The sequence below is a fragment of the Bradyrhizobium sp. BWA-3-5 genome (genome assembly GCF_032917985.1).
Taxonomy (GTDB): domain Bacteria; phylum Pseudomonadota; class Alphaproteobacteria; order Rhizobiales; family Xanthobacteraceae; genus Bradyrhizobium.
In genome coordinates this window covers 1,554,035-1,580,235 of record NZ_CP136626.1, presented here as the reverse complement: position 1 = coordinate 1,580,235, position 26,201 = coordinate 1,554,035, and the positions used below count along the sequence as shown (strand labels likewise).

The 26,201-nt window shown below is 62.9% G+C and carries 23 protein-coding genes; 4 read left to right on the top strand and 19 right to left on the bottom strand.

The window, feature by feature from the left end; genetic code table 11:
- From RX331_RS07675 to RX331_RS07660, 4 genes are all read right to left on the bottom strand, one after another.
- Positions 1 to 1,284, bottom strand: coding sequence for an acetyl-CoA C-acetyltransferase (locus RX331_RS07675; protein ID WP_317256004.1), 1,284 nt, complete (start codon positions 1,282 to 1,284; stop codon positions 1 to 3).
- The gene (locus RX331_RS07670; protein ID WP_317256003.1) at positions 1,284 to 3,551 is read right to left on the bottom strand and encodes an acyl-CoA dehydrogenase; all 2,268 of its coding nucleotides are present in this window, start codon (positions 3,549 to 3,551) and stop codon (positions 1,284 to 1,286) included. Before RX331_RS07670 ends, RX331_RS07675 begins: the two co-directional genes overlap by 1 nt.
- 202 nt (positions 3,552 to 3,753) lie before the next feature.
- The gene (locus tag RX331_RS07665) at positions 3,754 to 4,020 is read right to left on the bottom strand and encodes a hypothetical protein (protein WP_317256002.1); all 267 of its coding nucleotides are present in this window, start codon (positions 4,018 to 4,020) and stop codon (positions 3,754 to 3,756) included.
- 218 nt (positions 4,021 to 4,238) lie between these two features.
- Entirely contained in the window at positions 4,239 to 5,489 is a 1,251-nt protein-coding gene (locus RX331_RS07660) for an SMP-30/gluconolactonase/LRE family protein (RefSeq protein ID WP_317256001.1), read from the bottom strand.
- Between the two features lie 253 nt (positions 5,490 to 5,742).
- Between RX331_RS07660 and RX331_RS07655 the strand changes: the two genes are divergently transcribed.
- Positions 5,743 to 7,053 carry a serine hydrolase domain-containing protein gene (locus RX331_RS07655; protein ID WP_317256000.1) on the top strand — a complete coding sequence of 437 codons (1,311 nt, stop codon included), beginning with the start codon at positions 5,743 to 5,745 and terminating at the stop codon, positions 7,051 to 7,053.
- A gap of 23 nt (positions 7,054 to 7,076) precedes the next feature.
- Here the strand turns inward: RX331_RS07655 and RX331_RS07650 are convergent, their stop codons facing one another.
- From RX331_RS07650 to RX331_RS07610, 9 genes are all read right to left on the bottom strand, one after another.
- The gene (locus tag RX331_RS07650) at positions 7,077 to 8,102 is read right to left on the bottom strand and encodes a L,D-transpeptidase family protein (protein ID WP_317255999.1); all 1,026 of its coding nucleotides are present in this window, start codon (positions 8,100 to 8,102) and stop codon (positions 7,077 to 7,079) included.
- 111 nt (positions 8,103 to 8,213) lie between these two features.
- Entirely contained in the window at positions 8,214 to 8,834 is a 621-nt protein-coding gene (locus RX331_RS07645; protein ID WP_317255998.1) for a flavin reductase family protein, read from the bottom strand.
- 120 nt (positions 8,835 to 8,954) lie between these two features.
- A complete protein-coding gene (locus tag RX331_RS07640) occupies positions 8,955 to 9,560 on the bottom strand; it encodes a TetR/AcrR family transcriptional regulator (protein WP_317255997.1) in 606 nt (201 codons plus the stop codon).
- A gap of 19 nt (positions 9,561 to 9,579) precedes the next feature.
- The gene (locus RX331_RS07635; protein WP_317255996.1) at positions 9,580 to 12,732 is read right to left on the bottom strand and encodes an efflux RND transporter permease subunit; all 3,153 of its coding nucleotides are present in this window, start codon (positions 12,730 to 12,732) and stop codon (positions 9,580 to 9,582) included.
- Between the two features lie 76 nt (positions 12,733 to 12,808).
- Entirely contained in the window at positions 12,809 to 13,915 is a 1,107-nt protein-coding gene (locus RX331_RS07630) for an efflux RND transporter periplasmic adaptor subunit (RefSeq protein WP_317255995.1), read from the bottom strand.
- A gap of 114 nt (positions 13,916 to 14,029) precedes the next feature.
- Complete coding sequence (locus tag RX331_RS07625; RefSeq protein WP_317255994.1) at positions 14,030 to 15,340, bottom strand: MFS transporter; 1,311 nt, start codon at positions 15,338 to 15,340, stop codon at positions 14,030 to 14,032.
- Between the two features lie 146 nt (positions 15,341 to 15,486).
- Entirely contained in the window at positions 15,487 to 16,005 is a 519-nt protein-coding gene (locus RX331_RS07620; RefSeq protein ID WP_317255993.1) for a hypothetical protein, read from the bottom strand.
- 66 nt (positions 16,006 to 16,071) lie between these two features.
- Entirely contained in the window at positions 16,072 to 17,238 is a 1,167-nt protein-coding gene (locus tag RX331_RS07615) for a winged helix-turn-helix domain-containing protein (protein WP_317255992.1), read from the bottom strand.
- Positions 17,239 to 17,315: 77 nt separating this feature from the next.
- The gene (locus RX331_RS07610) at positions 17,316 to 17,546 is read right to left on the bottom strand and encodes a hypothetical protein (RefSeq protein ID WP_317255991.1); all 231 of its coding nucleotides are present in this window, start codon (positions 17,544 to 17,546) and stop codon (positions 17,316 to 17,318) included.
- Between the two features lie 706 nt (positions 17,547 to 18,252).
- Between RX331_RS07610 and RX331_RS07605 the strand changes: the two genes are divergently transcribed.
- Positions 18,253 to 18,891: an OmpA family protein gene (locus RX331_RS07605; protein WP_317255990.1), complete on the top strand. Its 639-nt coding sequence runs from the start codon at positions 18,253 to 18,255 to the stop codon at positions 18,889 to 18,891.
- A gap of 146 nt (positions 18,892 to 19,037) precedes the next feature.
- Here RX331_RS07605 and RX331_RS07600 read toward each other — a convergent pair whose 3' ends face one another.
- Positions 19,038 to 20,297 carry a phospholipid carrier-dependent glycosyltransferase gene (locus tag RX331_RS07600; protein ID WP_410708143.1) on the bottom strand — a complete coding sequence of 420 codons (1,260 nt, stop codon included), beginning with the start codon at positions 20,295 to 20,297 and terminating at the stop codon, positions 19,038 to 19,040.
- Between the two features lie 297 nt (positions 20,298 to 20,594).
- On the opposite strand from RX331_RS07600, the gene RX331_RS07595 reads away from it, so the two are divergent.
- Both RX331_RS07595 and RX331_RS07590 read left to right on the top strand, forming a co-directional pair.
- A complete protein-coding gene (locus tag RX331_RS07595; protein WP_317258051.1) occupies positions 20,595 to 21,269 on the top strand; it encodes a FecR family protein in 675 nt (224 codons plus the stop codon).
- Positions 21,270 to 21,271: 2 nt separating this feature from the next.
- Positions 21,272 to 22,378, top strand: a complete 1,107-nt coding sequence (locus RX331_RS07590) for a hypothetical protein (RefSeq protein ID WP_317255989.1) — start codon at positions 21,272 to 21,274, stop codon at positions 22,376 to 22,378.
- 130 nt (positions 22,379 to 22,508) lie between these two features.
- Here the strand turns inward: RX331_RS07590 and RX331_RS07585 are convergent, their stop codons facing one another.
- From RX331_RS07585 to RX331_RS07565, 5 genes are all read right to left on the bottom strand, one after another.
- Positions 22,509 to 22,997 (bottom strand): VOC family protein, encoded by a 489-nt coding sequence (locus RX331_RS07585; RefSeq protein WP_317255988.1) that lies wholly within the window; start codon positions 22,995 to 22,997, stop codon positions 22,509 to 22,511.
- A gap of 33 nt (positions 22,998 to 23,030) precedes the next feature.
- Positions 23,031 to 23,462, bottom strand: coding sequence for a VOC family protein (locus RX331_RS07580; protein WP_317255987.1), 432 nt, complete (start codon positions 23,460 to 23,462; stop codon positions 23,031 to 23,033).
- A gap of 170 nt (positions 23,463 to 23,632) precedes the next feature.
- A complete protein-coding gene (locus RX331_RS07575) occupies positions 23,633 to 24,052 on the bottom strand; it encodes a VOC family protein (RefSeq protein WP_317255986.1) in 420 nt (139 codons plus the stop codon).
- Between the two features lie 210 nt (positions 24,053 to 24,262).
- Positions 24,263 to 25,282, bottom strand: coding sequence for an alpha/beta hydrolase (locus RX331_RS07570; RefSeq protein WP_317255985.1), 1,020 nt, complete (start codon positions 25,280 to 25,282; stop codon positions 24,263 to 24,265).
- A 153-nt stretch (positions 25,283 to 25,435) separates the two neighbouring features.
- Positions 25,436 to 26,173, bottom strand: a complete 738-nt coding sequence (locus RX331_RS07565; RefSeq protein ID WP_317255984.1) for an enoyl-CoA hydratase/isomerase family protein — start codon at positions 26,171 to 26,173, stop codon at positions 25,436 to 25,438.
- Positions 26,174 to 26,201 lie beyond the last annotated feature (28 nt).

The window sequence follows — 26,201 nt, the reverse complement described above, 5'->3', positions numbered from 1 at the left end:
TCACACCGTCTCTATCAGCATCGCGCCGCCCTGCCCGCCGCCGATACATTCGGTGGCGATGCCGCGCCTGGTGCCGAGTCGCTTCATGGCATTGACGAGGTGCAGCACGATGCGATTGCCGCTGCACCCTACAGGGTGACCGAGACTGATCGCGCCGCCGTCGACATTCAATTTGCTCTGCTCGAGCTCGCCGGCCGCGCCGTCGAGGCCGAGTATCTCCTTGCAGAACTTTTCGTCGTTCCAGGCGGCAAGGCAGCCGAGGACCTGCGTGGCAAAAGCCTCGTTCAATTCCCAGGTCTCGATGTCTGAAAGCGTCAATTCATTGCGCTTGAGCAGCTCCGTTGCCGACAACACCGGTCCGAGGCCCATGATGCCGGGATCGAGCGCCGACCATTGGCTGTCGAGGATGGCCGCCTTCGGCGTCAGGCCATGCCTGGCGACGGCCTCTTCGGAAGCGAGGATCACCCAGGATGCGCCGTCGGTGATCTGCGAGGAATTGCCGGCGGTGACCTTGCCCCAGGGGCGTTCGAACACCGGCCTTAGTTTTGCCAGCGACTCCGGCGTCGAGTCCGGCCGCACGCCGTCGTCATGATCGTAGAACTTTCCGTCGCGCGCGAAGGCGGTCTCGACTTCGTCCTTGAGCCAGCCTTCTACTTGCGCCTTCGCCAGCCGCCGATGGCTCTCGGCGGCATAGCCATCCGACTGCGCGCGCGTGATGCCGAAGAGATGTCCGACGACTTCGGCGGTCTGTCCCATGTTGAGCTCGGTGATGGGATCGGTCAGCCCGCGTTCCAGGCCGATGATCGGCTTGAGATAGCCCGGCTTCACCTTCAGCGCGGCCATGATCTTGGCGCCGATGCCCTTGGCGCCGGCAAGGCCGGCAAACCAGCGCACGCCCTGTTGCGGCCAGACCAGCGGCGCATGGCTCAGTGCCTCGGCCCCGCCGGCCAGGATCAGATCGGAAACCCCTTCGCGGATGTAACGATAGGCGGTGTCGATCGACTGCATGCCGGAGCCGCAATTGATCTGCACGGTGAAGGCAACCATTTTCTCGCCCATGCCGAGCCGCAGCGCGGCGACACGGGCCGGGTTCATCTCGTCGGCGATGACGTTGACGCAGCCGAGGATGACCTGATCGAAAGCCGATGGCGCAAACGGCTGCCGCGCCAAGAGCGGACGGCCGCATTGCACGGCGAGATCGACCGGCGTGAAAGGCCCGGGACCGGAGCGCGCTTTGAGGAACGGCGTCCGACTGCCGTCAACGATAAAGACCGGTCTTGCCATCAGCTTGCCGCCCTCTGCTCACCGAGTTCCTGGAAGAACTGATGCACGTCGGCGCCCTTCCTGTAAATCGGCGACAATGCCTCGGCTGCGAAGTCGTCGACCTCGATCACCTTGGCAACGGCCTCATGCGCAGCCTGAAGTCTTTCGCCGTCGGCCTGGGTGATGACGCCCTTCTTCACCGCTTCCTTCCAATCATGCAGCCGCGCCGCGCGCATCTGCTTTGCCGCGTCCTCCGCGGCCGTGACCAGAAGAAACGCCTTCTCCAGCCGCGCGATGCCGCCATCGTCGTCGACGGCGGCAAGATCCGGCGTCAGCCGGTCGCGGGCCGCCGACGGCGCCAGCACCAGCTCCGCGCATTGATGCACCACTCGGTCGGACGGGCCGGTTACCTTGGCGCCGAACGGCTGGATCAGGAATTTCAGGATCACAGCCACGAACCGGTTCGGCAGATTGGCGAGGATTTCGGCAAACCGATTTTCGATGGTGCGGAAGCCACTTGCCATGCACCATTCAAGCGCCGCGAAATCTTCGCGCTGCCGCCCCTCGTTCTGCCAGCGCTTCAGCGCCGCCGACAACAGATAGAGCTCCGACAAGATATCGCCGAACCGCGCCGAGAGCATTTCCTTGCGCTTGAGCGCGCCGCCGAGCGTCAGCAGCGCCATGTCGGCACAGAGCGCAAACGCCGAGGAATAGCGCGAGAGCTGGCGATAGAACCGCGTCGCCTCGCCGGCATCCGGTGCCGGCGCGAACAGGCCGCCGGTCCAGCTGCGGCCCCAGGCGCGGAACATGGTTTTAAAGCTGTGACCGACATGGGCCCAGAACGCTTTATCGAAGGCGTCCAGCCCCTTGGCATGGTCTGTTTCACCCAGCGCATTCATCTCCTTGAGCAGGAATGGATGCGCGCGGATCGCGCCCTGGCCGAACACGATCAGATTTCGCGTGAGGATGTTGGCGCCCTCGACCGTGATGCCGACCGGCACCGCGCGATAGAGGCTGCCCATGTAATTCTGCGGCCCGTCGATCACGGCCTTGCCGCCATGGATGTCCATGGCGTCGTCGATCACGATCCGCATCCGCTCGGTGGCATGCAGCTTCATGATACCGGAGATGACGGCGGGATGGTGCCCCTGATTGAGCGCCGCGCAGGTCAGCCGCCGCGCCGCGTCGAGCAGATAGGCGGTGCCGGCGATGCGGGCGAGCGGCTCCTCGATACCTTCGAACTTGCCGATGGAAATGCCGAATTGCTCGCGGATGCGGGCATAGGCGCCGGTGGTCCGCGCGGCATAGGCCGCCCCTGCCGCCGACAATGACGGCAGCGAAATACCGCGGCCAGCAGCGAGCGCCGTCATCAGCATCTTCCAGCCCTCACCTAGCCGCTCCTGCCCGCCGATGATGTAATCCATGGGAATGAAGACATCGCGGCCCCAGTTCGGACCGTTCTGAAACACCTGCATCGCCGGCAGATGCCGGCGGCCGATATCGACGCCGGGCAGATGAGTCGGGATCAATGCGACGGTGATGCCGAGTTCTTTCTGCTGGCCGACGAGATGATCGGGGTCATAGGCCTTGAAAGCGAGGCCGAGCAGCGTCGCCACGGGCCCAAGCGTGATGTAGCGCTTGTGCCAGTTCAGCCGCAGGCCCAGTACTTCGCGGCCTTCGAACTGGCCCTTGCAGATGATGCCGGTGTCGACCATCGAGGCGGCATCGGAGCCGGCTTCCGGGCTGGTCAGACCGAAGCAGGGAATGTCGCGGCCATCGGCAAGGCGCGGCAGCCATTGCTGTTGCTGCTCCTTGGTGCCGAAGCGCATCAGCAGCTCGCCGGGCCCGAGCGAGTTCGGCACCATCACGGTGACGGCGGCAGTCAGCGAGCGCGAGGAAAGCTTTCGCACCACTTCCGAATGTGCGTAGGGCGAGAAGCCGAGCCCGCCAAATTCCTTCGGGATGATCATGCCGAAGAATTTGTGGCGCTTGATGAAGGCCCAGGCTTCCGGCGGCAGATCGCGCCATTCCCAGTTGATCTTCCACTCGTCGAGCATGCCGCAGAGCTCATCGACCGGGCCGTTGAGAAAGGCCGTTTCTTCATCGGTCAAAATGGCCGGCGCGACCGCCAGCAGTTTCGACCAGTCGGGATTGCCGGTGAAGAGATCGGCGTCCCACCAGACGTCGCCCGCCTCCAGCGCCTCGCGCTCGGTGTCGGACATCGCAGGCATGGCGCCACGTGCGAACGCGAAGATCGGCTTGCTGATGAAATCGCGGCGGAAGCTCATGGCGAACCCTCCTGGTCTGCGGCGCGAGGTCGCGCCCTACCTGTGCCCAACGACGGCTTATTTTAGCTGAAAGCACCGGGATTTGGGGGCGTTTCGCCCCGGGAATGAAGCGAAATTGATAAACCGGAAGATAACGGAGGAGGCGCCGGGCCGTTCCCGCATGACAGTATTATCCGGCTGTTGGCGCCGGGGCCGCCGCTTCTCACGAATCGCGTTTGGTGCGGCGTCGTTCGTTGGGGACGAACACGGCAAACACTTCCCTAACGCGAAGGGCGGGCGTGACGTCGCGGGTGAAGCGAAGCTCTGTCGTCGTGCGGATTTCCTCCTGTCGCGGCGCATAGAGCGCGCTGTCGTACAGCGATCCGTCGAACCGAAAATCGCTTTCGTCGTGGGTCAAATAAGCATTTGAAACGAACAAAAGTGCGAGCAGCGCCGATCCAACGACGGTAAAATATTTGGAAATGGGCATTGATATTGCGAGCCTCCCTTCTTGCAGGGGAGGGTGGCGCCCTCGCCATAAAGGGCGGGTTTAAGCGCGCGCAGCTTTTGCCGTAGCGGTTTTTCGCAGGTTGTCAGTTTGCGACAAATTTTAATAAACGCCGGCAGGACCAGCAGCGGGCCTCAATGCGACGAAGCGCCGGCGGGTTATGCCGGCGCTTCCGATGGTTCGCACAGTACCAAGCGGCGTTAACCAGGCCCCGCCCCTTGCGTCGCCGTATACACGGCATAGAGCGACTGGCTCGCCGCCATGAACAGGCGGTTGCGCTTGGGGCCGCCAAAGGTGACGTTGCCGCACACCTCAGGCAGGCGAATGCGGCCAAGCAGCTTGCCCTCCGGCGACCATACCGTCACGCCGCTATAGCCGACGGCGCGGCCGGCATTGCTCGCGGCCCAGACGTTGCCGTTGACATCGCAGCGCATGCCGTCCGGTCCACACTTCACGCCGTCGACCATGAAATCGCTGAACCGCTTCTGGTTGCTGAGCTTGTTATCGGTGCCGACATCGAACACGAACATATCGCCCTTGCCGCCCGCGCCGGTGTCGCCCGGTCCCTTGCCGGTGGAGCTGACGTACAGCTTCTTGTAGTCAGGCGAGAAGCAGAGGCCGTTGGGATCGGGCACCTGCTCTTCCGTCGCCACGAGATCGATGCGGCCGGAGGGATCGATCCGATAGCAATTGGTCGGCAGCTCGCGCTTGCCCGGCACGAAGCCCGCCGGCTGGCCAATCCGCGGATTAAGCTTGCCATCGGCATTGGTCGGACCGCCCGCAACATCCGGCTCACCCTCATAAAGCTGGCCGCCATAGGGCGGATCGGTGAACCAGTAGCTGCCGTCGGGATGCGCGACGACATCGTTCGGAGAATTCAGCTTCTTGCCGTTGTAGGAATCGGCCAGCACAGTGGCGGTGCCATCATGCTCATAGCGCACCACGCGGCGGGTGAGATGCTCGCAGGAGAGCTGGCGTCCCTGGAAGTCGAACGAGTTGCCGTTCGAGTTGTTGGAGGGCGTGCGGAAGACGCTGACGTGGCCGTCGTCCTCCGACCACCGCATCTGCCGATTGTTCGGGATGTCGCTCCACAGGAGGTAACGTCCCTGCGCGCTCCAGGCCGGTCCCTCGGCCCACAACACGCCAGTATTGAGACGCTTGATTGCGGTATTGGGCTGGGCAAGATTGTTGAAGGACGGATCGACGGCGATGATGTCGGGGTCCCAGAAGTAGGTGGTCGGGGCGCCACGCGGACTGAAATCGCGCGGCGGATTTGTCACTGTGGACGGCGGCGCCACCGGACCGTTCGGAGGACCGCCTTGAGCACTGACCTGGGCCAGCGCGCCACCGGCTCCCGCCACAGTGGCGCCCGCGGCCACCGCAAGGCAGCGGACAAGGCTCCGTCGTGAAATCGCGCGTTCCGGATCGCGCTCCTGTTGTGGGCGTGTCATCGCTCCTCCCAATCTGTTCGCCGGCCGTTGATCCGGCCTGGCAACCCAAGGTTAATCTGGACGGCGTCCCGTTGCGAGAGCTGCTTTTGATTCACTCCCGCTTCAACGCTTGCAGTTGAAAATGGCGTGCCCTCGTCCCATGCATGGTGCCAGATTGGGGCGATTGCCCACATGGCGATGAGGTGAGCGACATGCTAAGCACCCGCCAGCCGTCAAATTCCTCGACAAATCAATCAGTCCGTGGGGCAAGCCAATGAAGACGCCGGCTCGGCAGACATTGCATCGCGCTGCGGGATTGCGCGCCGGAAAGGCTCTTGCCGCGGCGTTGTCATGGGCGATTTGGACCGGCGCGGCGGCGGCCAATCCGGCGGTCAACGTCCCCGCCCCTTCTCCACACAAGCTCGAACGCATCACCGAGTTTTTCAACAATGAGGTTGCGACCGGAAAACTGCCGGGCGCCGTCGTTTTGATCCAGCAGCACGGCAAGCCGGTCTATCTGAAGTGTTTCGGCGTGCAGGACGTCGCGACAAAGGCGCCGATGACATCAGACACGATCTTTGCGCTTCACTCGATGACGAAGCCGATCACCAGCGTCGCGGCGATGATGCTGATCGACGCCGGCAAGCTTTCGCTCACCGACACCGCCTCGAAATTCATTCCCGCGTTCGCCGACGTCAAGGTGGGGATACCCTCGACCATGGTTGACGGAATGCGCTATCTGAAACTTGTCCCGCCGGACCGGCCGGTGACGATAGAGGACCTGCTGCGCCATACGTCGGGCATCACCTATGATTACATCGGCGGCAAGCTGATCGACAAAGCCTACAAGGAGTCCGGCCTGTTCGACGGCATGTTCGACAACAAGAGGTTTGCAGAGCGCATTGCGAGGCTGCCGCTTTCAAGACAGCCCGGCACGCTTTGGCGCTACGGCCACTCTACCGACGTGATCGGCCGCATCATCGAGATCGTATCCGGACAGACGCTCTATCAATTCGAGAAGCAGCACATCCTGGACCCGCTTGGCATGACCAGCACCAAATACGTTCTGGGCAGCGCCGAAGAACGCGCGCGGATGGCGGAGCCGTTGCCGAACGATCCCATCCTGCTCGATGCGGAACGCGAACGGCGTGCCCATCCGGAATGGGAATCCGGCGGCGGCGGATTGGTCTCGACCCTGAACGACTATGCGCGCTTTGCCCAGATGCTCCTCAACCGCGGAGAATTCGACGGTAAACGCTATCTCAGCCCGGCGTCATTCGAGGCGATGACGACGGATCATGTCGGGCCGGGCTCCGGCGTTGGGCGGGACTATTACTACTTTCCCGGCGACGGTTTTGGCTATGGCTACGGCCTGGGCATACGCACCGATCCGGGCAACGCCAAACCACCACCGCCCGGCTCGATCGGCGAGCTCAAATGGGACAGCGGCAGCGGCACCTATTTCGGCGTCGATCACAGCCTGGACATGGTCTACATCATGCTGGAGCAAACCCAGAACGAGCGCGGTCGCATCCTGCCGGCCTTCAAGGCGCTGGTTTACGACGCGTTCACCGCGGACAAATGACCGGCCGGGATTTACGCAAGAAGTCACTTCCGGTTCGCCGCTTCGTGATCAATGAACGATACTTCCGAGCCCTTCTTCAGAAGCTTCGCCAGCTTGGCGACGTCCCAGTTCGTCAGCCGGACGCAACCGTGCGACTCCGCCTTGCTGACCTTCGATGGGTTCGGCGTCCCGTGGATGCCATATCCTTCCGCTGAAAGTCCGATCCAGTAGATGCCGGCGGGATTGTTAGGACCCGGATTGATGGTAAAGGCGGTCTTGGATTTGACGCCCTTGAACTTGTAATCCGGGTTGTAGCCGTAGTGGGGATTGGCATCGATCGAGGTCACCTTGAGCGTGCCGCTCGGGGTCGGCTTCTCCGCGCTGCCGACAGTCGCCGGGAAGAAAGCGATCAGTTGGGAATCCGCGAAGGCCTTGACCGTTTGGGCCGTCTTGTCGACCTCGACGCGCGTTACCGCCGGCTTCGCCTCGTTCGCCTTGGTATCGCCTTTTGCCTTCGTCTCGTTTACCGCGACGTTCACCACCGAGATCGTCTGGTCCACCTCGTCGAACTTCTTGCCCGGATTTAGCGCAGCAAGAAGTGCCTCGCTCATGTGAAATTTTTCGGCGATGGCTTCGCGCGGACTGGTGTAGCCGAGCGACTTCAAACCCTTCATGTCTTCCATCTTCGCCGGAAGCTTTTCCAGGAACGGACCCTTCGCGTCCTTTTCGGTGATCTTGTAGTCCACGATGACGGCATCCGAACTGGTCGCGACCAGTGCGCCCCAGATTTCCGGCGTCAGCGGCTGCTTGCCTGCGGCGAGGCCCTTGGCTTCGGTAAAGGCTTTCAAAGCCTTCCGGGCATTCTCGCCGAGCTTGCCGTCGATTTCTCCGGGAGAGAAATTGGCGCGGTCGAGTAAAACCTGCGCCTTGACGACGGCCGGATGTATCTTGTCGTCGGTCGGCGCCTTGCCTTTGAACTCCGCATTGTTGATCGCGGCCGCGTCAGGCCCTGCAGCGGCGGGGTGCGCCAAAGACACGAGCAGGATCACCCCGGCGAGCAAACGGATCATCGGCAATCTCCGAAACAACGCTCTGATAAAGGTTTGGACGGGGCGAAGTTCCTTGAGGGGGCGCAGCCGGATGTCGCTTCGCTCATCCGGGCAACCGCCTTGCTTGGCCGCTCAATCCGGCCGGATCATCTCGAACATGTTTTCCGGCTTGATCTCGAAATAATCGCCGCGGCGGCCCGCGCGGACGATCGGATGCGCCAGCCCGGTCTGGTAGACGCCGTCCTTGATGAAGGCCTTGTCGATATGGACGGCGACGACCTCGCCGAAGGTAACCCAGGCCTGCGCCTTCTTGCCGTCGGCGCCCTGCAATTGCAGGATCTGCGTCACCTTGCACTCGAAGGCAACCGGGCTTTCCGCCACGCGGGGCACGTTGACGAGCTTGCAGGGCGCGGCCGTGAGACCAGCGAGCTTGAACTCGTCGACGTCGCGGGCGACATGGGCTGCAGTCGCGTTCATCTGCTTGGCCAGATCCATGGTGGCGAGATTCCAGACGAACTCGCCGGTATCCTGGATGTTGCCGGCACTGTCCTTCCAGTTGGTCGAGGAGAAGCCGATGATCGGCGGCATGTAGGCGAAGGCGTTGAAGAAACTGTAGGGCGCCAGATTGACGTTGCCGTTGGCGTCGCGCGAGGAGATCCAGCCGATCGGGCGCGGCGCGATGATGGCGTTGAAGGGATCGTGTTTGAGGCCGTGGCCGTTCTTCGGCTCGTAGTAGTGCAGGTCTTGGGTCACGCGGGATTATTCCGTCATAGCGAGGAGCGAAAGCGACGAAGCAATCCATGCCGCGTCGCGCGGAGCCGATGGATTGCTTCGCTTCGCTCGCAATGGCGGCGGAGTCAAGTCATGAAGGGCTCAATTCCCCTTGCGCGGCTCGAGCGCCCGGAAAAGGAAATCGACCATCTGGTCGATCGTTGCGGTCGGCTTGTTGACGGCCTGCGCAATCATCTGCGGGTGGAAGAAGCGGATCATGCCGGTGCAGGTGCAGAGCGCGGCCAGCGGCAGGTCGGGGGCCTCGAACTCGCCGGACGCTACGCCCTGCGCGATCACCTCGCCGATCATGCGAGTGATGCATTCGATATGGGCGACGCAGACGTCCCAGTCCTCCTCCATCGCGATCGCGACCATCTCGTGCAGCTTGTTATCGCCGACATAGCGCTCCGAGTTCATGCGATTGATGGTCTTGAGCAGTTCACGCAGGCGCGGCTTCGCAGGTCCCGGCTGGGCCACGATCCGCCGCGCCTCGGTCTCGACCTCGCCCATCAGGGTGCGGGCCACGCCTTCGTGGATCGACTTCTTCGAATCGAAGAAGCGATAGACGTTGGCGGGGCTCATCCGCAGTTCCTTGGCGATGTCGGCCACCGTCGTCTTCTGGTAGCCCATCTGCCTGAACAGACGCTCCGCCACCACGAGAATCCTTTCCCGGGTATCGGTCTCGATGTGTTCTGAAACAAGCGTCATGTCAGCTCTCAATGTTCAATTATTCTGCAGCGTCGGCAAGCGGAATCGCGTGCGGTCCCTTGGGATGCAACTTGGCGTCATGCTGCGCCGCAAGATCAGCCTGCTCGGGCTGTCCGCTTTCTTCCAGGCTCTTCCTGAACCACAGGGCATAAAGACCCGGCAGGTATAGCAACGTCAGGAAGGTTGCAACAAACAGGCCGCCCATGATGGTGATCGCCATCGGGCCCCAGAAAGCGGAGCGGGACAGCGGGATCATGGCCAGGATCGCCGCCAGTGCGGTCAGCACCACCGGGCGGGCACGGCGAACGGTGGCTTCGACAATGGCCTCCCGGCGCGTCAGACCCTGCGAAACATCGGCCTCGATCTGATCGACCAGGATCACCGCGTTGCGCATGATCATACCGGCCAGCGCGATCAGGCCGAGCAGCGCCACGAAGCCGAACGGCTGGTTGGCGATATTGAGGCCGAGCGAAGCGCCGACGATGCCGAGCGGAGCGGTCAGGAAGACCAGGAACAGACGCGAGAAGCTGTGAAGCTGGATCATCAGCAGCGTCAGCATCACCATGACCATCAGCGGAAACAGCACGAAGATCGAGGCGTTGCCCTTGGCGGATTCCTCGAACGCCCCGCCGGGCTCGATCCGGTAGGCGGGCTCGAGATGGTCGCGAATCTCCTTCAGCTTCGGCCAGATCTGGTTGGTGACGTCAGGCGCCTGGACGCCGTCGACGACGTCAGTACGCACGGTGATCGCCATGTCGCGATTGCGCCGCCACATGATCGGCTCCTCATGGGAATATTCGATCTTGGCGATCTGCTGCAGCGGCACGGCAACGCCGTTGCGTGACGTCACAGTGAGGTCACCGACGCGGCCGAGATCGAGCCGCTCCGAGGGGATCGCACGGGCAACGACGGCGACCTTCTCGATGCCGTCGCGGATCGTCGTCACCTGCGCGCCCGAGATCAGCATGGCGAGCGACTGCGAGACGTCCTGCGGGGTGAGGCCGAGCGCCCGCGCGCGGTCCTGATCGACCACAAGCTTCAGGTAAGGCGACTGCTCATTCCAGTCGAGCTGCGGCTCCACGACGTTCGGGTTCTGCTTCATGACCTCGCGTACCTTGTAGGCGATGTCACGCACGGTGTTGGCATCGGGGCCGATCACGCGGAACTGGACCGGGAAGCCGACCGGCGGTCCGAAATTGAAACGATCGATGCGCACGCGGGCTTCGGACAATTCGCCTTCGCCGACGGCCTTCTCGAGCCGCGCCTTGATCCGCTCACGCGCATGGACGTCCTTCGACACGATGACGATCTCGGCAAAGGCCTCGTTCGGCAGTTGCGGATTGAGGCCGAGCCAGAAGCGCGGCGAGCCCTGACCGACATAGGAGGTATAGGTCGCGATGTCGTTGTCGTCCTTGAGCAGCGCCTCGGCCTTCTTGACCGACTTCTCTGTGACGTTGAAGGCGGTACCTTCCGGCAGACGAAGCTGCAGGAACAGTTCGGGCCGCTCGGACAGCGGGAAGAACTGCTGCTGGACATGGCCGAAGCCGACGATCGAGAGCACGAACACGCCGACCGTTGCCGCCACCACCTTGATCCGGTGATCGACGCACCACTGCACCACGGCGCGCAAGCCGCGATACATCCGCGTCTCATAGATCGCATGCGGATCGTGGTTGTGATGCACCTTGATGTTGGGCAAGAGCTTGACGCCGATATAGGGCGTAAAGATCACCGCCACGAACCAGGACGCGACCAGCGAGATCGCCACGATCCAGAAAATGCCGCCGGCATATTCGCCGACCGCCGAATTGGCAAAGCCGATGGGGAGGAAGCCAGCGGCCGTGACCAGCGTTCCCGTGAGCATCGGAAACGCAGTTGATTCCCAGGCAAAGGACGCCGCGCGCATACGGTCCCAGCCCTGTTCCATTTTCACCACCATCATTTCGACGGCGATGATGGCGTCGTCGACCAAAAGGCCGAGCGCGATGATCAGCGCGCCGAGCGTGATGCGGTGCAGGTCGATCGACATCGCGTTCATGACGATGAAGACAATAGCGAGCACCAGCGGCACCGACATCGCAACCACGATGCCGGTGCGCCAGCCCAGCGCCACGAAAGAGACGAACAGCACGATCGCCAAGGCTTCGACGAAGGAGTGGACGAACTCGCCGACCGCGCGCTCGACCACCTTCGGCTGGTCGGCGATCTGCTCGACCTCGATGCCCTGCGGCACGGCCTTCATGAAGTCGGCGGTCGCCTTCTCGACGTCCTTGCCGAGCTCGAGGATGTTGGCGCCCTTGGCGGTGACGACGCCGATGCCGATCGCCGGCTTGCCCTTCTGGCGGGCCGTAAAGGTCGGCGGATCGACGAAACCGTGGGTGACGGTGGCGATATCGCCGAGGCGGAACACGCGGCCGTTGCTCTCGACTGGGGTTTCGGCAACGGCCTTGGCGCCGTCAAGTGCACCGGTGACGCGCAGCGGCACGCGCTGCGAGGAGGTCTCCACCGTGCCGGCCGGCGTGACGTTGTTCTGCTTGGCGAGCGAATCAAACAGCGCCTGCGGCGTGATACCGAGCGTCGCCAGCTTGGCGTGGGAGAACTCGACGAAGATACGCTCGTCCTGGGTGCCGTAGAGATTAACCTTGGTGACTCCGGTGACCTTCAGGAGGCGCTGGCGCATGCCCTCGGCGGTCTTCTTCAACTGCGCATAATCGGCGCCGTCCCCGGTCATCATGTAAAGAATGGAATCGACGTCGGAAAATTCGTCATTGACGTTCGGGCCGAGCAGGCCGGCGGGGAGCTGGCCCTGCACGTCGGCGAGCTTCTTGCGCAAGAGATAGAACAGGTAAGGCACGTCCTTCGGCGGCGTGGAGTCCTTGAAGGTGACCTGCAGCGCCGTGAATGACGGCTTTGAATAGGTCTGCACCTTCTCGAAGAACGGCAGCTCCTGCAGCTTCTTCTCGATGGGGTCGGCGACCTGGGTCTGCATTTCCTGTGCGGTCGCGCCCGGCCAGATCGCCGAGACGTTGACCACCTTGACCGTGAAGAACGGATCCTCGGCGCGGCCGAGCCGCTGGTAGGAGAAGAAGCCGGCGGCGCCGAGCACAATCATCAGGAACAGGATCAGGGTCGGATGGCTCACCGCCCAGCCCGAGAGATTGAAGCGCTTCATGTCACTCTCCAACATCCATATTCGCTTCCGCCTTCGCTCTTCGAGCTACGGCGAGACAAGCCTCGCAATGACGGGACTAGAACGACAGCGCCGACACCACGCGCACCTTTTGCGCCGGATCGAGCTTCTGCACGCCGAGCGCGACGACCTTGGCGCCCTCGTTGACGCCGCCCGAGATCACGACGGCATTGCTCTCGTAGGACTTCACGGCGACCGGCTGCAGCTTCACCGCGCCAGCATCGTCGACGATATAGAGCGAGGGATTGCCGCCCTGGCTGAACAGTGCCGACAGCGGCAGCTTGGCCACGCGCTCGCTCGCCGCGTCGGCGAGCGTCAGGGTCGCCGTCATGCCGAGCGAGACCTTGTCGTCGGCTTCCGGCAGCGAGAATTTTGCGAGATAGGTGCGGGTCGCCGGATCGGCCGAGGGCGCGATCTCGCGCAGTCTTGCGGTGTACTTCTTCTCCGCATCTGACCACAGCGTCACCGAAGCCGTGCCGGACTTGGCCCGGCCAACCAGCGTCTCGGGGATCGCGACCACCGCTTCCTTTTCGGCAAAGCGCGCGACGCGCACCGCGGTCTGGCCGGAAGCGACGACCTGGCCGGGCTCGATCAGGGTCGCGGTGACGACGCCGCGGGTATCGGCCACCAGCGTTGCATATGAGAGAGAGTTCCTGGTCAGCTCGACCTGGCGCTCGGCGCGGTTATAGCGCGCCCGCGCTTCGTCGGCCGCGGCGCGGCTCTGGTCCATCTGCGCGTCGGTGGTCCAGCCCTTGGCGCGCAGATCCTTGGCGCGCTGCTCGGAGGCCGACGCCTGCGCCAGCACGCCGGTGGCGGCACGGAATTCAGCCTCGGCCTGCTCGGCCTGCAGCTTCAGATCGACCTCATCGAGGGTGGCGAGCGGCTGGCCGACATCGACGGTCTGGCCGACCTCGACCAGGCGCCGGGCGACCTTGCCGGGGACCCGGAAGCCCATGTCCGTCTCGATCCGGGGGCGGATGGTGCCGACGAAGCTGCGCTCGGGGGTTTCGGCCGCATAATGGACCGTGGCGACCAGGACGGGACGTCCGGGAGCAGGCGCTTCCGCCGCCTTTTCATTGCAGCCGGCCAGGGCGAACACCGCAAATGCCAACGATGCTCCTGTCAAGAGCCTGTAATAGCTGGCAAAAATAGAACGGGCGAACATCGAAGTCTCCATCGGCTGATGACTGATGAAGACTATCGATTTATCACTGACGATTGTCAATATTCGTCAGAAGACACTAATTCGTGAGTTCCGGCGTGATTAACCGGAGGCAAGCTACTTCGCTCCCGCGAACTCCGTCTTGGTCTCGTGGCCGCCGAGGAACACGAGCAGGCCAGCGACCAGCGGCAACAGCGACAGCACCAGAAGCCCCGCCGAGGTGGAGCCGGTGGTTTCCTTGGCCCAGCCGATCAGATAGGGTCCGCCGAAGCCGGCGAGGTTGCCGATCGAATTGATCAGCGCGATGCCGCCGGCGGCGGCCGTGCCTGACAGCCATGCCGTCGGCAGCGTCCAGAACACGGCGAAGGTGCAGAAGATGCCGATCGCCGCCACCGTCAGCAGGATCATCGTCAGCGTGGGATCGGCAATGTAGCTGCTGGTGCCGAGCGCGACCGCCGTGAGCAGCAGCGGCCCGCCGACATGGGCGACGCGTTCGCGCGCCGCATCGGAGTGGCGCGCCCACAGGATCATGGCGATGGTGCCGAACAGATAGGGGATCGCGGTGACGAAGCCGGTCTGCGCATTGGTCAGGCCGAAAGCCTTCACGATCTGCGGCAGCCAGAACTGCATGCCATAAAGCGCGCCGACGAAGCCGAAATAGATCAGGCTGAGCGCGATCACCTTCGGCGACGACAGCGCCTCGCCGAGTGTCAAATGGCGCACGGCCTGCTTGGTCGCGATCTCCGCCTGCAGCTTGGCTGAAAGCCAGGCCTTCTGTTCGGCGGTGAGCCAATTGGCCTTCTCCGGTTTGTCGGTCAAATAGAACCAGGTGACGATGCCGAGCAGCACCGACGGGATGCCCTCGATGATGAACAACCACTGCCATCCCCTCAGGCCCATCATGCCGTCGAGCCCGAGCAGCAGTCCCGAGACCGGCGCGCCGATCACGGTGGAAACGGGGACCGCGATGGCAAAGGCGGCGAGAAACCGGGCGCGATATTCGGCCGGATACCAGTAGGTGAGATAAAGAATGATGCCGGGAAAGAAGCCAGCCTCCGCCACGCCGAGCAGGAAGCGCAGGATGTAAAAGCTCAGCTCGCCGCTCACCGTCGCCATCAATGCCGAGATGATCCCCCACGTCACCATGATGCGGGCGATCCAGCGGCTGGCGCCGAATTTTTCCAGCGCCAGATTGCTCGGCACTTCGAAGAGGAAATAGCCGATGAAGAAGATTCCGGCGCCCCAGGCGAAAACCAGCGGGGTGAACTTCAGGTCCGCATTCATGGTCAGCGCGGCAAAGCCGAGATTGACGCGGTCGAGATAGGAAAAGAAATAGGCCAGCACCAGGAACGGGATCAGCCGCCACGAGATGGTGCGAATAGTGGATGTTTCGATCTCGCTGGCAGCAGGCGCGGCGGGCTGGCTCATGGGGTTTCCCTTCGAGGATTGTTGTTGTTCCCGGAATTACCGAGCGCCGTCACGGCTGGCAACGCATGATGCCCGCGCTGGCGTAACGCGGGCATTCCAAAGATGGGGGGCTGGCCGGCGGCCTGGCGTCGCCGCGGAGAAGACTGTCAGCTACGCCGTGCCTTCGCACGAGATTTCTTCGCCGTCTTCCTGCCGGTAGCTCTCGTTTTCCTTGCGGTTTTCTTGGCGGTCTTGCTGACGCTTGCGGCCGATTTTGCTGCGGTCTTTCTCGCCGCCCGCCCCGCCGGTTTCTTTGCGCTCGATCTCCGGCCAGCGGAATGGCTCGCCGCTTTCTTTGAGCGCCCGGCTCCCGCTGTCGCGGCCTTCCCGGCCTTTGACTTCGCGGCTTTCGCCTTTCGAGGCCTGCCGGCGGTTGCGGCTTGGCGCGCCTTTGCTGCGCGTTTGCGACGCGGCGCGGCGGCTGCAGCCGGCGGCACCATCAGCGGATCGGAGACGAGGCCGTCGGCGGCGAGCGGCACATAGGCCGCCGCGCGTTCATCCGCCTTCAGGGCGGATTCGTCCGTCTTCAGCGCCTGGCTTGCAGCCTCGGTCGCGGTGCTCGCGATCTCCTTCACCGTGTCGGTGAATTTCTCCAGAATCGATTTGTCCTTGTTGGTGTCGTCCATGCTGCCCTCCCGGGATTTGCAACATGGAACCAACCAGCGCAGCGGCGCACAGTTCCAGGGAGGAACCTATTCCGCCAGCTGAAAACGCTCGAAGCGGTGCAGCTCTTCCTCGATGCGGCGCTTGTACTCTTTGCGGGCCGCCCGCGCCGCGCCCTTACCGACCCAGCTCCATTTCTGCATCAGCAGTTTTTTGTTCTGGCGGTCGGTCTTCAGGTCGATCGCGGCCACGATGTCCTCTCCGACCAGCACCGGCAGCGCGAAATAGCCGAACACGCGCTTTTCCTTCGGTACGTAGGCCTCGAAGCGGTGGCCATAGCCGAAGAACAATTCGGTGCGCTTGCGCTGAATGATCAGGGGATCGAACGGCGAGAGGATGTGCACCGGGCCGTCGCCCGCCTCCGAGGCCGCCTCCAGCACCTCGGCCCTCGCCCAATGCTCCTGCTTGCCGGCCCCATCAAGTGCGACCGGCACCAACTCCCCACGCCGCACCCGCGCCTCGATCAGCCGCCGAACCGCCGGCTTGCTCGGCGCGTCGAGATGGCAGATCGAATCAAGGCTGACGATGCCTTGCGAGCGCACCGCGCGGTCGAGCAGGTAGGCGGTGATGTCGGCCGAGCTCGCCGGCTTCGGCGGCTTGTCCCAGCCGAAATGCCGCGTCATCAGCTCATAAGTCTTGAGCATGCCGGTACGCTCGGAGATCGTCACCTCGCCGGTGTAGAAGGCAAGCTGCAGCGCCCGTTTCGAAGGTTTGCGGCTCTGCCAGAGATGTTCCTTCTCGGTCAGGACGTCGTCCTCGATGTCGCGGATGGTCAGCGCGCCATCGCGGCGCAACAGCCGCATCACCTTGCGCGTGTCCTCGGGCTTGACCGAGGCAAACCATTTGTGGCCGTTGCGCCGGTGTTCCCGCATCGCCGGAACGAAGAAGCGGAAATCCTTAGCCGGCACATAGGACAGCGCGTGGGTCCAATATTCGAACACGGTCTTGTCGACGCTCTGGGCCTGCCGCAGGTCGGCGCGGGCATAGGCCGGGATGCGGCTATAGAGAATGTGGTGGTGACAGCGCTCGATGACGTGGATGGTGTCGATCTGGACGTAGCCGAGATGATCGACCGCCGCCGCCACGGCCGCGGGTCCGGCGCCGAACGGCTCGCTGGTGTCGAGCCGCTGGGCCCGCAGCCAGAGGCGGCGGGCTTCAGGCTTGGTCAGGGGATGGGGTTTGGTCGCGCGGGGCATCGCACGGCAATGTAGCGGGATTCGCGCGTGGGGGGAGTCCCGGGTTCCGCGATTGCCGGCTTGCGGCGGGCCTCACCTCACCGCTTCTGCCGGTCTCCGACGCTGCCGGTTGCAAGCTCGGCCTCGCAAGAGGCGCGGCCCGGCTGCGGCGCATGGCATTTGTAGACCTGGCCGGTGAGCCGATCGACCAGCCACGCGCTCTCCTCCGTCGGGCTCTCGAGCCCGACGTAGCGGCTGCCGATCGCGTTGATCAGCGTCGACAGCAGGATTGCAGCGGCGATCAGCGCCGCGCCGATCAGTGTTGGCATCGAGTTTCCGGAACCGGCTGGTTCCGATGCACTGGCGCGATAGCCCAGATATTCGCGCTGACGTTTGACTGACTGTAACACTGCCCCGCCCGTTTGGTTGCCCCGAACGATTTCTTCTTCAGATTTTTTTGTGAACGATTCTGCTAGTGACGCATCTAGCCGATTTGTTGTTCACACGTCGGCGTTCGCGCGACGTGTGAACTTTTTTTGTGAAATGAAGAGTCGATCGCAGCGCAAGCAGCCCTTGAGACCGGTCCGCGAACACCGGGTCTCGAACAAGCTCACTGCGTCTGCTGCACAACATTGAGATAGCAGAAAGTTCGATTCGCTGGACACCGCAACTGCGTCCGTAAAATTCCGGATGACGATATCGGACATGATCAGGCGACGCTGAGGATCGCTGCGCTGACTCCACTCGGGGCAGTTCCGAAAGCCGCAGCATTCCGAAAGGTCGTTTAGTCGAGCTGCGTCGAACACTACTCGTGATTCAGATCACGCGGCCAAGGACGGGCGATCGATCCGCCGAACGTGCCGCGTGCCCATCAACCCTCTGTAGCGGCGATCGAAAGTCCGTCTCTAGGGAAGGCCCGGTCCCTGCTACTGTGATTTGAGTCACATTGCTGGCTTTGAACCCGTCCTATCCTCGCAGCATCAAAACGTCATGCACGCCAGTTTTTGCAGGGCGTTAACACTGAGGATCAGGACAATGACTCGCTATCTTGGACTTTCAATCATGACGATCGGCGCCGCGCTGTCGATGACGGCGGGCCTGGCTGCCGCCAGCGACACCATCTCGGCCGACAAAATCCTGGACGCCCTGAAGCCGAAGCCCGGCGCAACCCGTGGCCTCTCGACCGGCCCACAGCAGCCGGTGGATGCCACCGCAAAGGCCAAGGAAACCAGCTTCGTCGACACTTTGCGCAACCGCAAGACGCGGTCGCTGTCGCTCGGCGAACGCCAGGAGATTGCGGAACTTGCCGCGACCAAGCCGAAGATCGATCTCGAAATCCAGTTCGACTACAACTCGGCCGACATCAGCAAGAACTCGGTTTCCGCGGTGCAGGAACTCGGCAAGGCGCTGTCCGATGCGAGCCTGAAGGGTTCGACCTTTGTGGTCGCCGGCCATACCGATGCGATCGGCGGCGAGGCCTACAACCAGGATCTTTCCGAGCGCCGCGCCGATACGATCAAGAAGTACCTGACCGAGAAGTACGGCATCGTCGGTTCCAACCTCGTGACCGTCGGCTACGGCAAGACCAAGCCGAAGGATCCGAACGCGCCGATGGATCCGACCAACCGCCGCGTCCAGGTCGTCAACATGGATACCAAGACCGCCGCGAAATGATGGTTTGAAATGCCGATCCGCCTGCTGCTTGCGGCAGGCGGATTTTGTTCGCGCCTATGTAAGCCAAGCCGCGCAGCCTTACGCATTGTGGGGCGTTCTCCAGATCTTGTCGCCGGCAGTGCCTGCGCGGCAGGATTTTCTCGAAATCAAATCCAGTTCTGGAAGATCATCAGGCGACTGAACGTCGCCATCGACGTGCCTATGAACGCGGCCGATATCGGCACCATTGCGGCGAAACCGGCAAAGCCGATTGCGACATAGGCCCATAACAACCACACAGGCGTGCTGCCGCGTTTTAAGGCATAGACCAGAGCGAAGCTCGCCGTGGTCGCCGCCGGCAGATAGTAATAGATGAAGCCGAGCGTTCGCGGCAGCAATGCCCACGCGACATAGGGGCCGAGATAGAACGCCAGGATCAGGAAGGCGTCGACCCGCCGCGTCACGATAAAGTCGCGCAGGCAGATCGCGACCGCCAGCAGTGCCGGCCACAGGATCAGGGGATTGCCGAGCAAGACCACGGCGGCGATATGGTCTTCGTCGACCTTGTCGAAGAGATACCAGACCGGTCGCACCAGGAACGGCCATGACGGCCATGAACTCATATAGGTGTGGCCCGCGATCGCGGTGGTCGTGTTGTCGCTGAAGATCCGCCGTTGCGCTTGCCAGATATCCGGAACCGAAAATCCGTAGAGCGGAATGAATGTCGCGAGATAGACGGCGGCCGGAATCAAAATGAAGCACGCCGCGAAGTGCCAGGCCTTGAAGTCCGGCCAGAGATCGGGCCAGTACCAATCCTCCGGCCTCGCGTCGGCGAACTGCGTGCGCCAGTTCTGCATCAGGCGGATCACCGCGATGATAACGATGCAGACCGCGAGCACGAACAGGCCGCTCCATTTGCACGCGGCTGATAGCCCAAGGCCGATCCCGGCAAGCGCGAACCAAAGATGCGGGCGCTCTCTGCGAAAGCCATGCACGAACGCTGCAATGGCCAAGAGGCTGAAGGCCAGCCCGAAAATATCCAGCATCGCGATCCGCGACTGCACGAACAGCATCTGATTAAAGAACGCGAGCAGGCTCGCCGCAACGGCCGGGCCCCGCGCCGCGAACAGCGCCAGGCCGCACAGATACACCGCGACGACGGCGAGCGATCCGAACAACACGCCGGGATAGCGCCAGCCCAGCGGCGTGTCGCCGAGCGAATGGATCGACAGCGCGATGAACTGCTTGGCGAGCGGCGGATGCATCGGATTGAGCATCGGCTCGCGCATCACCGGCTCGAGCATCTGCCGCGCCGCCGGGACGTAGTGAACCTCGTCGAAATAGAACTTCTCCGGCGTCGTGATGCCGATCAGCAAGGCGAAATGCGCGAGAATAAAGAGGACGCCTGCGACGAGGCCCGTGCGCATCATCGAACCAGGTGGAACGGAAAATGACTGGGTTACTGGCTTCACGAACGATCTGTACTGAATCGGGGGCTAAACGACATTGCGGCGAAATTGAGTGTGGCGGCTCCAGATTTTTGTGTCCATCGCGTTGAACGCGTTTCGAACTCGCAATCACTAACCGGCGGGCGAGTAGACCGCACGAGTGATAATTCTGCCACATCGCATGCACGCGCGATCTGGCGCGATTGTCGGGATTAATCGATCGGCTTTGAAATGAAGTTTTGCAATTGCTTTGGTTCGCTGCCCGCCATCGGCTTGATGGTGGTGCTGATGACGACTACCGCCTCGGCGCAAACGCGCGTCGGCGAAGCGGCCGTCGTCAAGAATGAAGTGCTCCGCGTGTCCGGGCCTACAACCAGCCAGATCAAGGTCGGCGACGGCCTGCTGCGCGATGAGACCGTGCGCACCGGGATCGACAGCGCCACGCGGCTGGTGATGGCCGACAGCACCAACCTCTCGCTCGGACCCAACGCGATACTCAAACTCGACCGCACCGTGTTCGACGACGAGCACCATTATCGCGACGTCGCGGTGCGCATGACGATCGGCGCGTTTCGCTTCGTCACCGGCCATTCGGACAAGGCCGCCTACAAGATCACGACGCCGCTGGCGACCATCGGCGTGCGCGGCACCACGCTCGATATCCTGTCACAACGCGGCCAGACCATCGTCAACCTGCAGGACGGCGCGGCCTCGGTCTGCACGGTCAGCTTCGAATGCATCCAGCTCACCCAGCCCGGCGATACCGCCATCATCACCGCCGCAGGCGCCGGCGGCAGATCGACGATCAAGAAGACCAAGACCCCGCCCTGGACATTTGCCGCCACCTGCAGCAAGGCGGCGGGGCTTTGCAGCACCACGCAGTATGCGGATGCGACCCCGGTCATCGTGGATGACGGCAGCGATCCGACCGGCATGCTGTGCGGGCGCTGATCATGGTATTGCGTATCGGCAGCTTCGCTCGATTGGCCGTGCTCGCAATCGCGACGCTTCTTGCGCCTTTGCCAACACCATTGTCTTCGGCCTGGGCGCAGTCACCATCGCCCTCTCCTACGCCGAGCCCAAGTCCAAGCCCAAGTCCGAGCCCCACGCCTACTCCGACACCGAATCCGACGCCCACACCCGGTACCAACGCGCCGCCGGTGGCCACGCCCGGTTCGAACGCCGCCTCGGTCAACGACCTCGCCGGCCAGCGCTTCAACCAGATGATCACCAACCGCGTGCTCGGCAACGTGCTGCTCGGGGTCAACGAGCAGGTCAATTGCAACGATTGCCTCAGCGCGTTCGGCTCAGCCGGCTCATTCTCGGCAGGCATCCACGGCCGCAAGAATTTGACACCGAACCTGTCGCTGCTCGCCGGCATCGCTTACGCCCAGTTCAACGAAGGCGGCTACCGCGTCACCAGCGCACCGATCGGCGCGTTCGCGCTGCGTTACGATTTCGCCGACTGGGGATCATCGCGGCCGTTTTTCGATATCGGCACCGTCCTGTCGCCGTTCCAGAAGGTGCGGTATTCACGCAGCTACACGACAAGCCTTGGTGCGGTCTCGCTCGAAAGCGCGACATCCAGCCAAAATTACGCCGTCTACGGCCGCGCCGGCTGGATCAGCCGGCTGTCGCCGCGCGATGAGGTGGCGGCGTCCGTCGAGGTCTGGCAGCTATGGCAGCGGGTGAAGGGCTACATGGAACCTTCAGCCGCCTTCAATCCATTCAGTGCCTCGATCGCCGACGGCACCGACCGCACCAACCTCGTCAAGGTCGGCGGACAGTGGACGCATCTGTTCGGCTCGCGCATCGAGGCCAATATCAATGGCGGATGGGTGCAATCCTTCGGAACGCGCTCCGGCATGGTCGCCGCCGTGAACGGCGACGGCGCCATCGTGCCAACAATCGGCAATCAAGGGTGGTTCGAATATGGCGGCCGGCTCGGCTTTCGCATCAGCAAGGGCTGGGTCGCGGATCTCTTTCTCAACGGCACCGCCGGGCCGCAGCCGGTGGGCAACACACTGCACGGCGGCGTCGGGCTGCGGGTTAGTTATTAGAGAAGAATTTCCATCTATCGTACGCCCCCTGTCATGCCCCGCTTCAAACGGGGCATCCAGTACTCCGCGGCGCCAGTTGCTTCACAACAATCCACCACACGGCGTACTGGATCGCCCGGTCAGGCTGGGACTACGCCGCGTTCTTTCCTTCATATGCGCGCTTCAGCTCTGCGATGTCGAGCTTGACCATGCCCAGCATCGCCTGCATCGCGCGCGTGGCGCCGGCGCTATCCGCGCCGCCGAGATATTTCGGCAGCGCGCTTGGTATGATCTGCCACGATACGCCGAAGCGATCCTTCAGCCAGCCACATTTGCTGGGCTGGCCGCCATTCGCGAGCAGGGCATCCCAGAGCCGGTCGACTTCGGCCTGGTCGGCGCAATCGATCATGAAGGAGACGGCGTGCGTATATTCCATCTTCATGCCGCCGTTTAGCGCCATGAAGCGCTGTCCGGCCACCGTGAACTCCACCATCAGCACGGTGCCGGCCTTTCCGCCAGGGCCGTCGACGGTATTGCGCTGGATCTTGTCGATGCGGGAATCCGGCAGCAGCGAAACATAGAGATTTGCAGCCTCCTCGGCCTCGCCGTTGAACCACAGGCAGGGGGAAATCTTCGACATGGATAGACTCCGGTTGCTGACGAGTGCGAATGATCAGGCCCCGGCGGTGGAGGACTGTGCAGCAGTTGCGGCTGCGAAATCCATCCAATTCACTCCCCAAAGGTGACCGTCGGGATCTTCGAAGCTGCGGCCGTACATGAAGTCGTACTCATCCACTGGGCTCGGATCGGGAGCGCCGCCCGCGGCCTGCGCCTTGGCGATGGTCTCGTCCACCGCGTCGCGGCTATCGGCGGAAATGCAGATCAGGACCTGGCTGGTGTTTTTGGCGTCGGCGATCTTCTTCGACGTGAACTGGCGATATTTGTCGTGCGTCATCAGCATGACGTGGATGGTGTCCGACAAAACCATGCAGGACGCGGTATCGTCCGAGAATTGCGCATTCTTCTCGGCGCCGATCGCCTGATAGAACGCGGTCGAACGGGCGAGATCGCTGACCGGAAGGCTGAGGAAGATCATTTTGGCCATATTGAGCTCCTTTGGCGGGGTTCCACTCGGAGGACGAGCGAGGGGCTCGGGGGCCGACATGCGGTTTGAAATTTCCCCGACAATTCCGGCGCCGCATGCCCGGCCGCGCGCCGGCGCAGCCGTCACGTCACGATCCGGGTGGCTTTGCCCACCTCACGCATCTCGATATTTCAGGCAGGCTGCGCGGCGGTGGCGGCCGCGACGTCCATCCACACCACTTCCCAATGATGGGCATCGGGGTCTTCGAAACTGCGGCCATACATGAAGCCGTGATCCTGCTTCGGCCCGGGATCGGCACTCCCGCCCGCGCCTTGCGCCTTGGCAACGATATCATCCACCGCCCCGCGGCTGTCGGCGGAAAGGCAGAGCAGGACCTGGCTGGTGGCCCTGGCGTCGGCGATCTTCTTCGAGGTGAACTGGCGATACTTCTCGTGGGTGAGCAGCATGACGTAGATGGTATCGGACACCACCATGCAGGCCCCCTCGTCATTGGAGAATTGCGGGTTCTTTTCCGCGCCGATCGCCTGGTAGAAGGCGGTGGAGCGGGCGAGATCGCTGACGGGCAGGTTCACGAAGATCATTTTAGCCATAATGGGTTCCTTTTCGGCGGGTTCGACCCAAGGACGAGCGGGCGCCGGCCGATCCGACATCCGTTTTCGAATTTTTTGGAATGGCTACCTCGGTTATCGTGGCCGAACGGCCAGCCCATCCCGGCGGAATGGAAGCCCGGCACTTCCCATGTAAAGACAGGCTTGACGCCCTTGTGCTCAGAAGCGCGTGCCCTGGCTTCCGGAAACAAGCTAGCCCAATGGCATCGGCGTCGGCATGGTGAGAAACGCGCGCGTCACGTGCCAGAACAAGTGCCGGTTGATCGCCAGTGCCACCGAATGGGCCGTGTTTGGCAGGATGATGAGCTGCCGGTCGCCGTTCGGCAGCTTGTTATAGAATTCCTCGAGATCGGCAACGGTCGCGATGCCATCATATACGCCGCTCACCAACAACACCGGCGCCAATACCTTCTCCGGATGAACCACCGGTAGATTGGCGGTCATGTCGAGGTAGGTGCCGGTCGGGACATGGTCGCCGAACTGCATCTCGACATCCGCCAGCGCCTCCATCACAGCCGGATCGGAAGTGCCGGGCTTGTCGCGCGTGGCGATCGAGCGGATCATGTCGCGGTCGCGCTTGCGCATATTGTGGGAGCGGAAGTAGGCGAGTTGCTCGGCCCGCTTGGTCAGCGTCGGTGACCCCTCGCCCTTGTAGGTGAAGGCCCCGAACACCAAGCGGTCGACCCGCTCGGGCGCCGCCATGGCGTAAGCGCCGGCGCGCAATGCGCCTGAGGATTCGCCGACGAAATGGACCTTGCTTTGGCCGGTCTCGCGGGCGATCAGTTCGACCGCGACCTTCAAATCCTCGACGCCGCTGGCGATATCGGAATTGCCCGACGTACGGCCGGATTTTCCGTAATTCTCGTGGTCCATGGTCCAGCAATCGAACCCGTAGCGGGCGAACTCGTTCATTGCGGAATATTCGCCCTTGCCCGGCACGTTGAGATCGAACACCCGCGATGTCACCGACGAACCGTGGACAAAGAAGACGACCGGCCGTGCCGGCTCGCCGGGCTTGGGCGCACCGATCCGCTTGCGAAACATCCACAGGGGCGTGTTGCCCTTTTTGGTCCAGTATTCGCTGCTCCAGATCTCGCCGCTCTCGGTAGGTGCCACCGTCGCAGCCTGCGCCGGCATCGCGGCAATCGCCGCGCCAAGACCGAGGCCGGTGAGAACAGTGCGCCGTGCCAGCGGATTGTCGGAATTCGTCATTGCGCGATTCCTGCGTCACATACTTTCTCTGAGCGAAGCAAGCTTAACAGGGAACATGCTTTGGAGAGCAGGCACGCACGCCATTGTACGAACACGATCGCGCGATCACGCGAGTAACCGCGCGGGCACAACCGGTACGAGACCGGGCGTTTCCTATCTGCCCTTGAAGTCGGGCTTGCGCTTTTCGGCGAAGGCCTTGACGCCTTCCTTGAGGTCGTCGCTGTCCCTGATGACGTCCAGCAGCCGGCGCACCTCGGCGACGCCTTCCAGCGGCCCCTTGGGCATCGCGTCGCGGGCGAGCTTCTTCAGCGCACGGACCACCAACGGCGCATTGGCGGCGATCTTGGCCGCCATCTCCTGGGCAGTCGCGACATGCTGCCCCTTTGGCGCGACCTTGTTGACGAAGCCGATCTGGTAGGCGCGTTCCGCCGACATCTCCTCGCCGACCAGGAGAAATTCCATCGCGATCTTGTGGGGCATCCGCGCCATCACCGAGGAGATGCCGCCGGCAGTGGTACCGATCTTGCCCTCGGGGTAAATGAAGCGCGTCGTCTCGGACGCCACGCACATGTCGGCCATCTGCACCAGCACGAACGCGCCACCGACAACCCAGCCTGACGTCGCGGCGATCACCGGCTTGTCCAGCTCGACGCCAAGACCCGGCACCGCGTGCCACATGTTGACCGGGAGATCCCTGACGTCGGCGCCGACCGAAAAATACTTCTCTTCTGATGATGCGAGCACCGCGACGCGATCATCGCTCTCGTGAAAGCGCTGCCAGGCCTCGCGCAGCTCATCGCACAGCGCGTTGTTGAGCGCATTATGTGCGGAGGCACGGTCCATCGTGATGGTGGCGACGTGGCCTGCGCTCTCGTAGCGAACAAGCTTCATGGCATTCCCCCGCGACGCAGCCAATGGC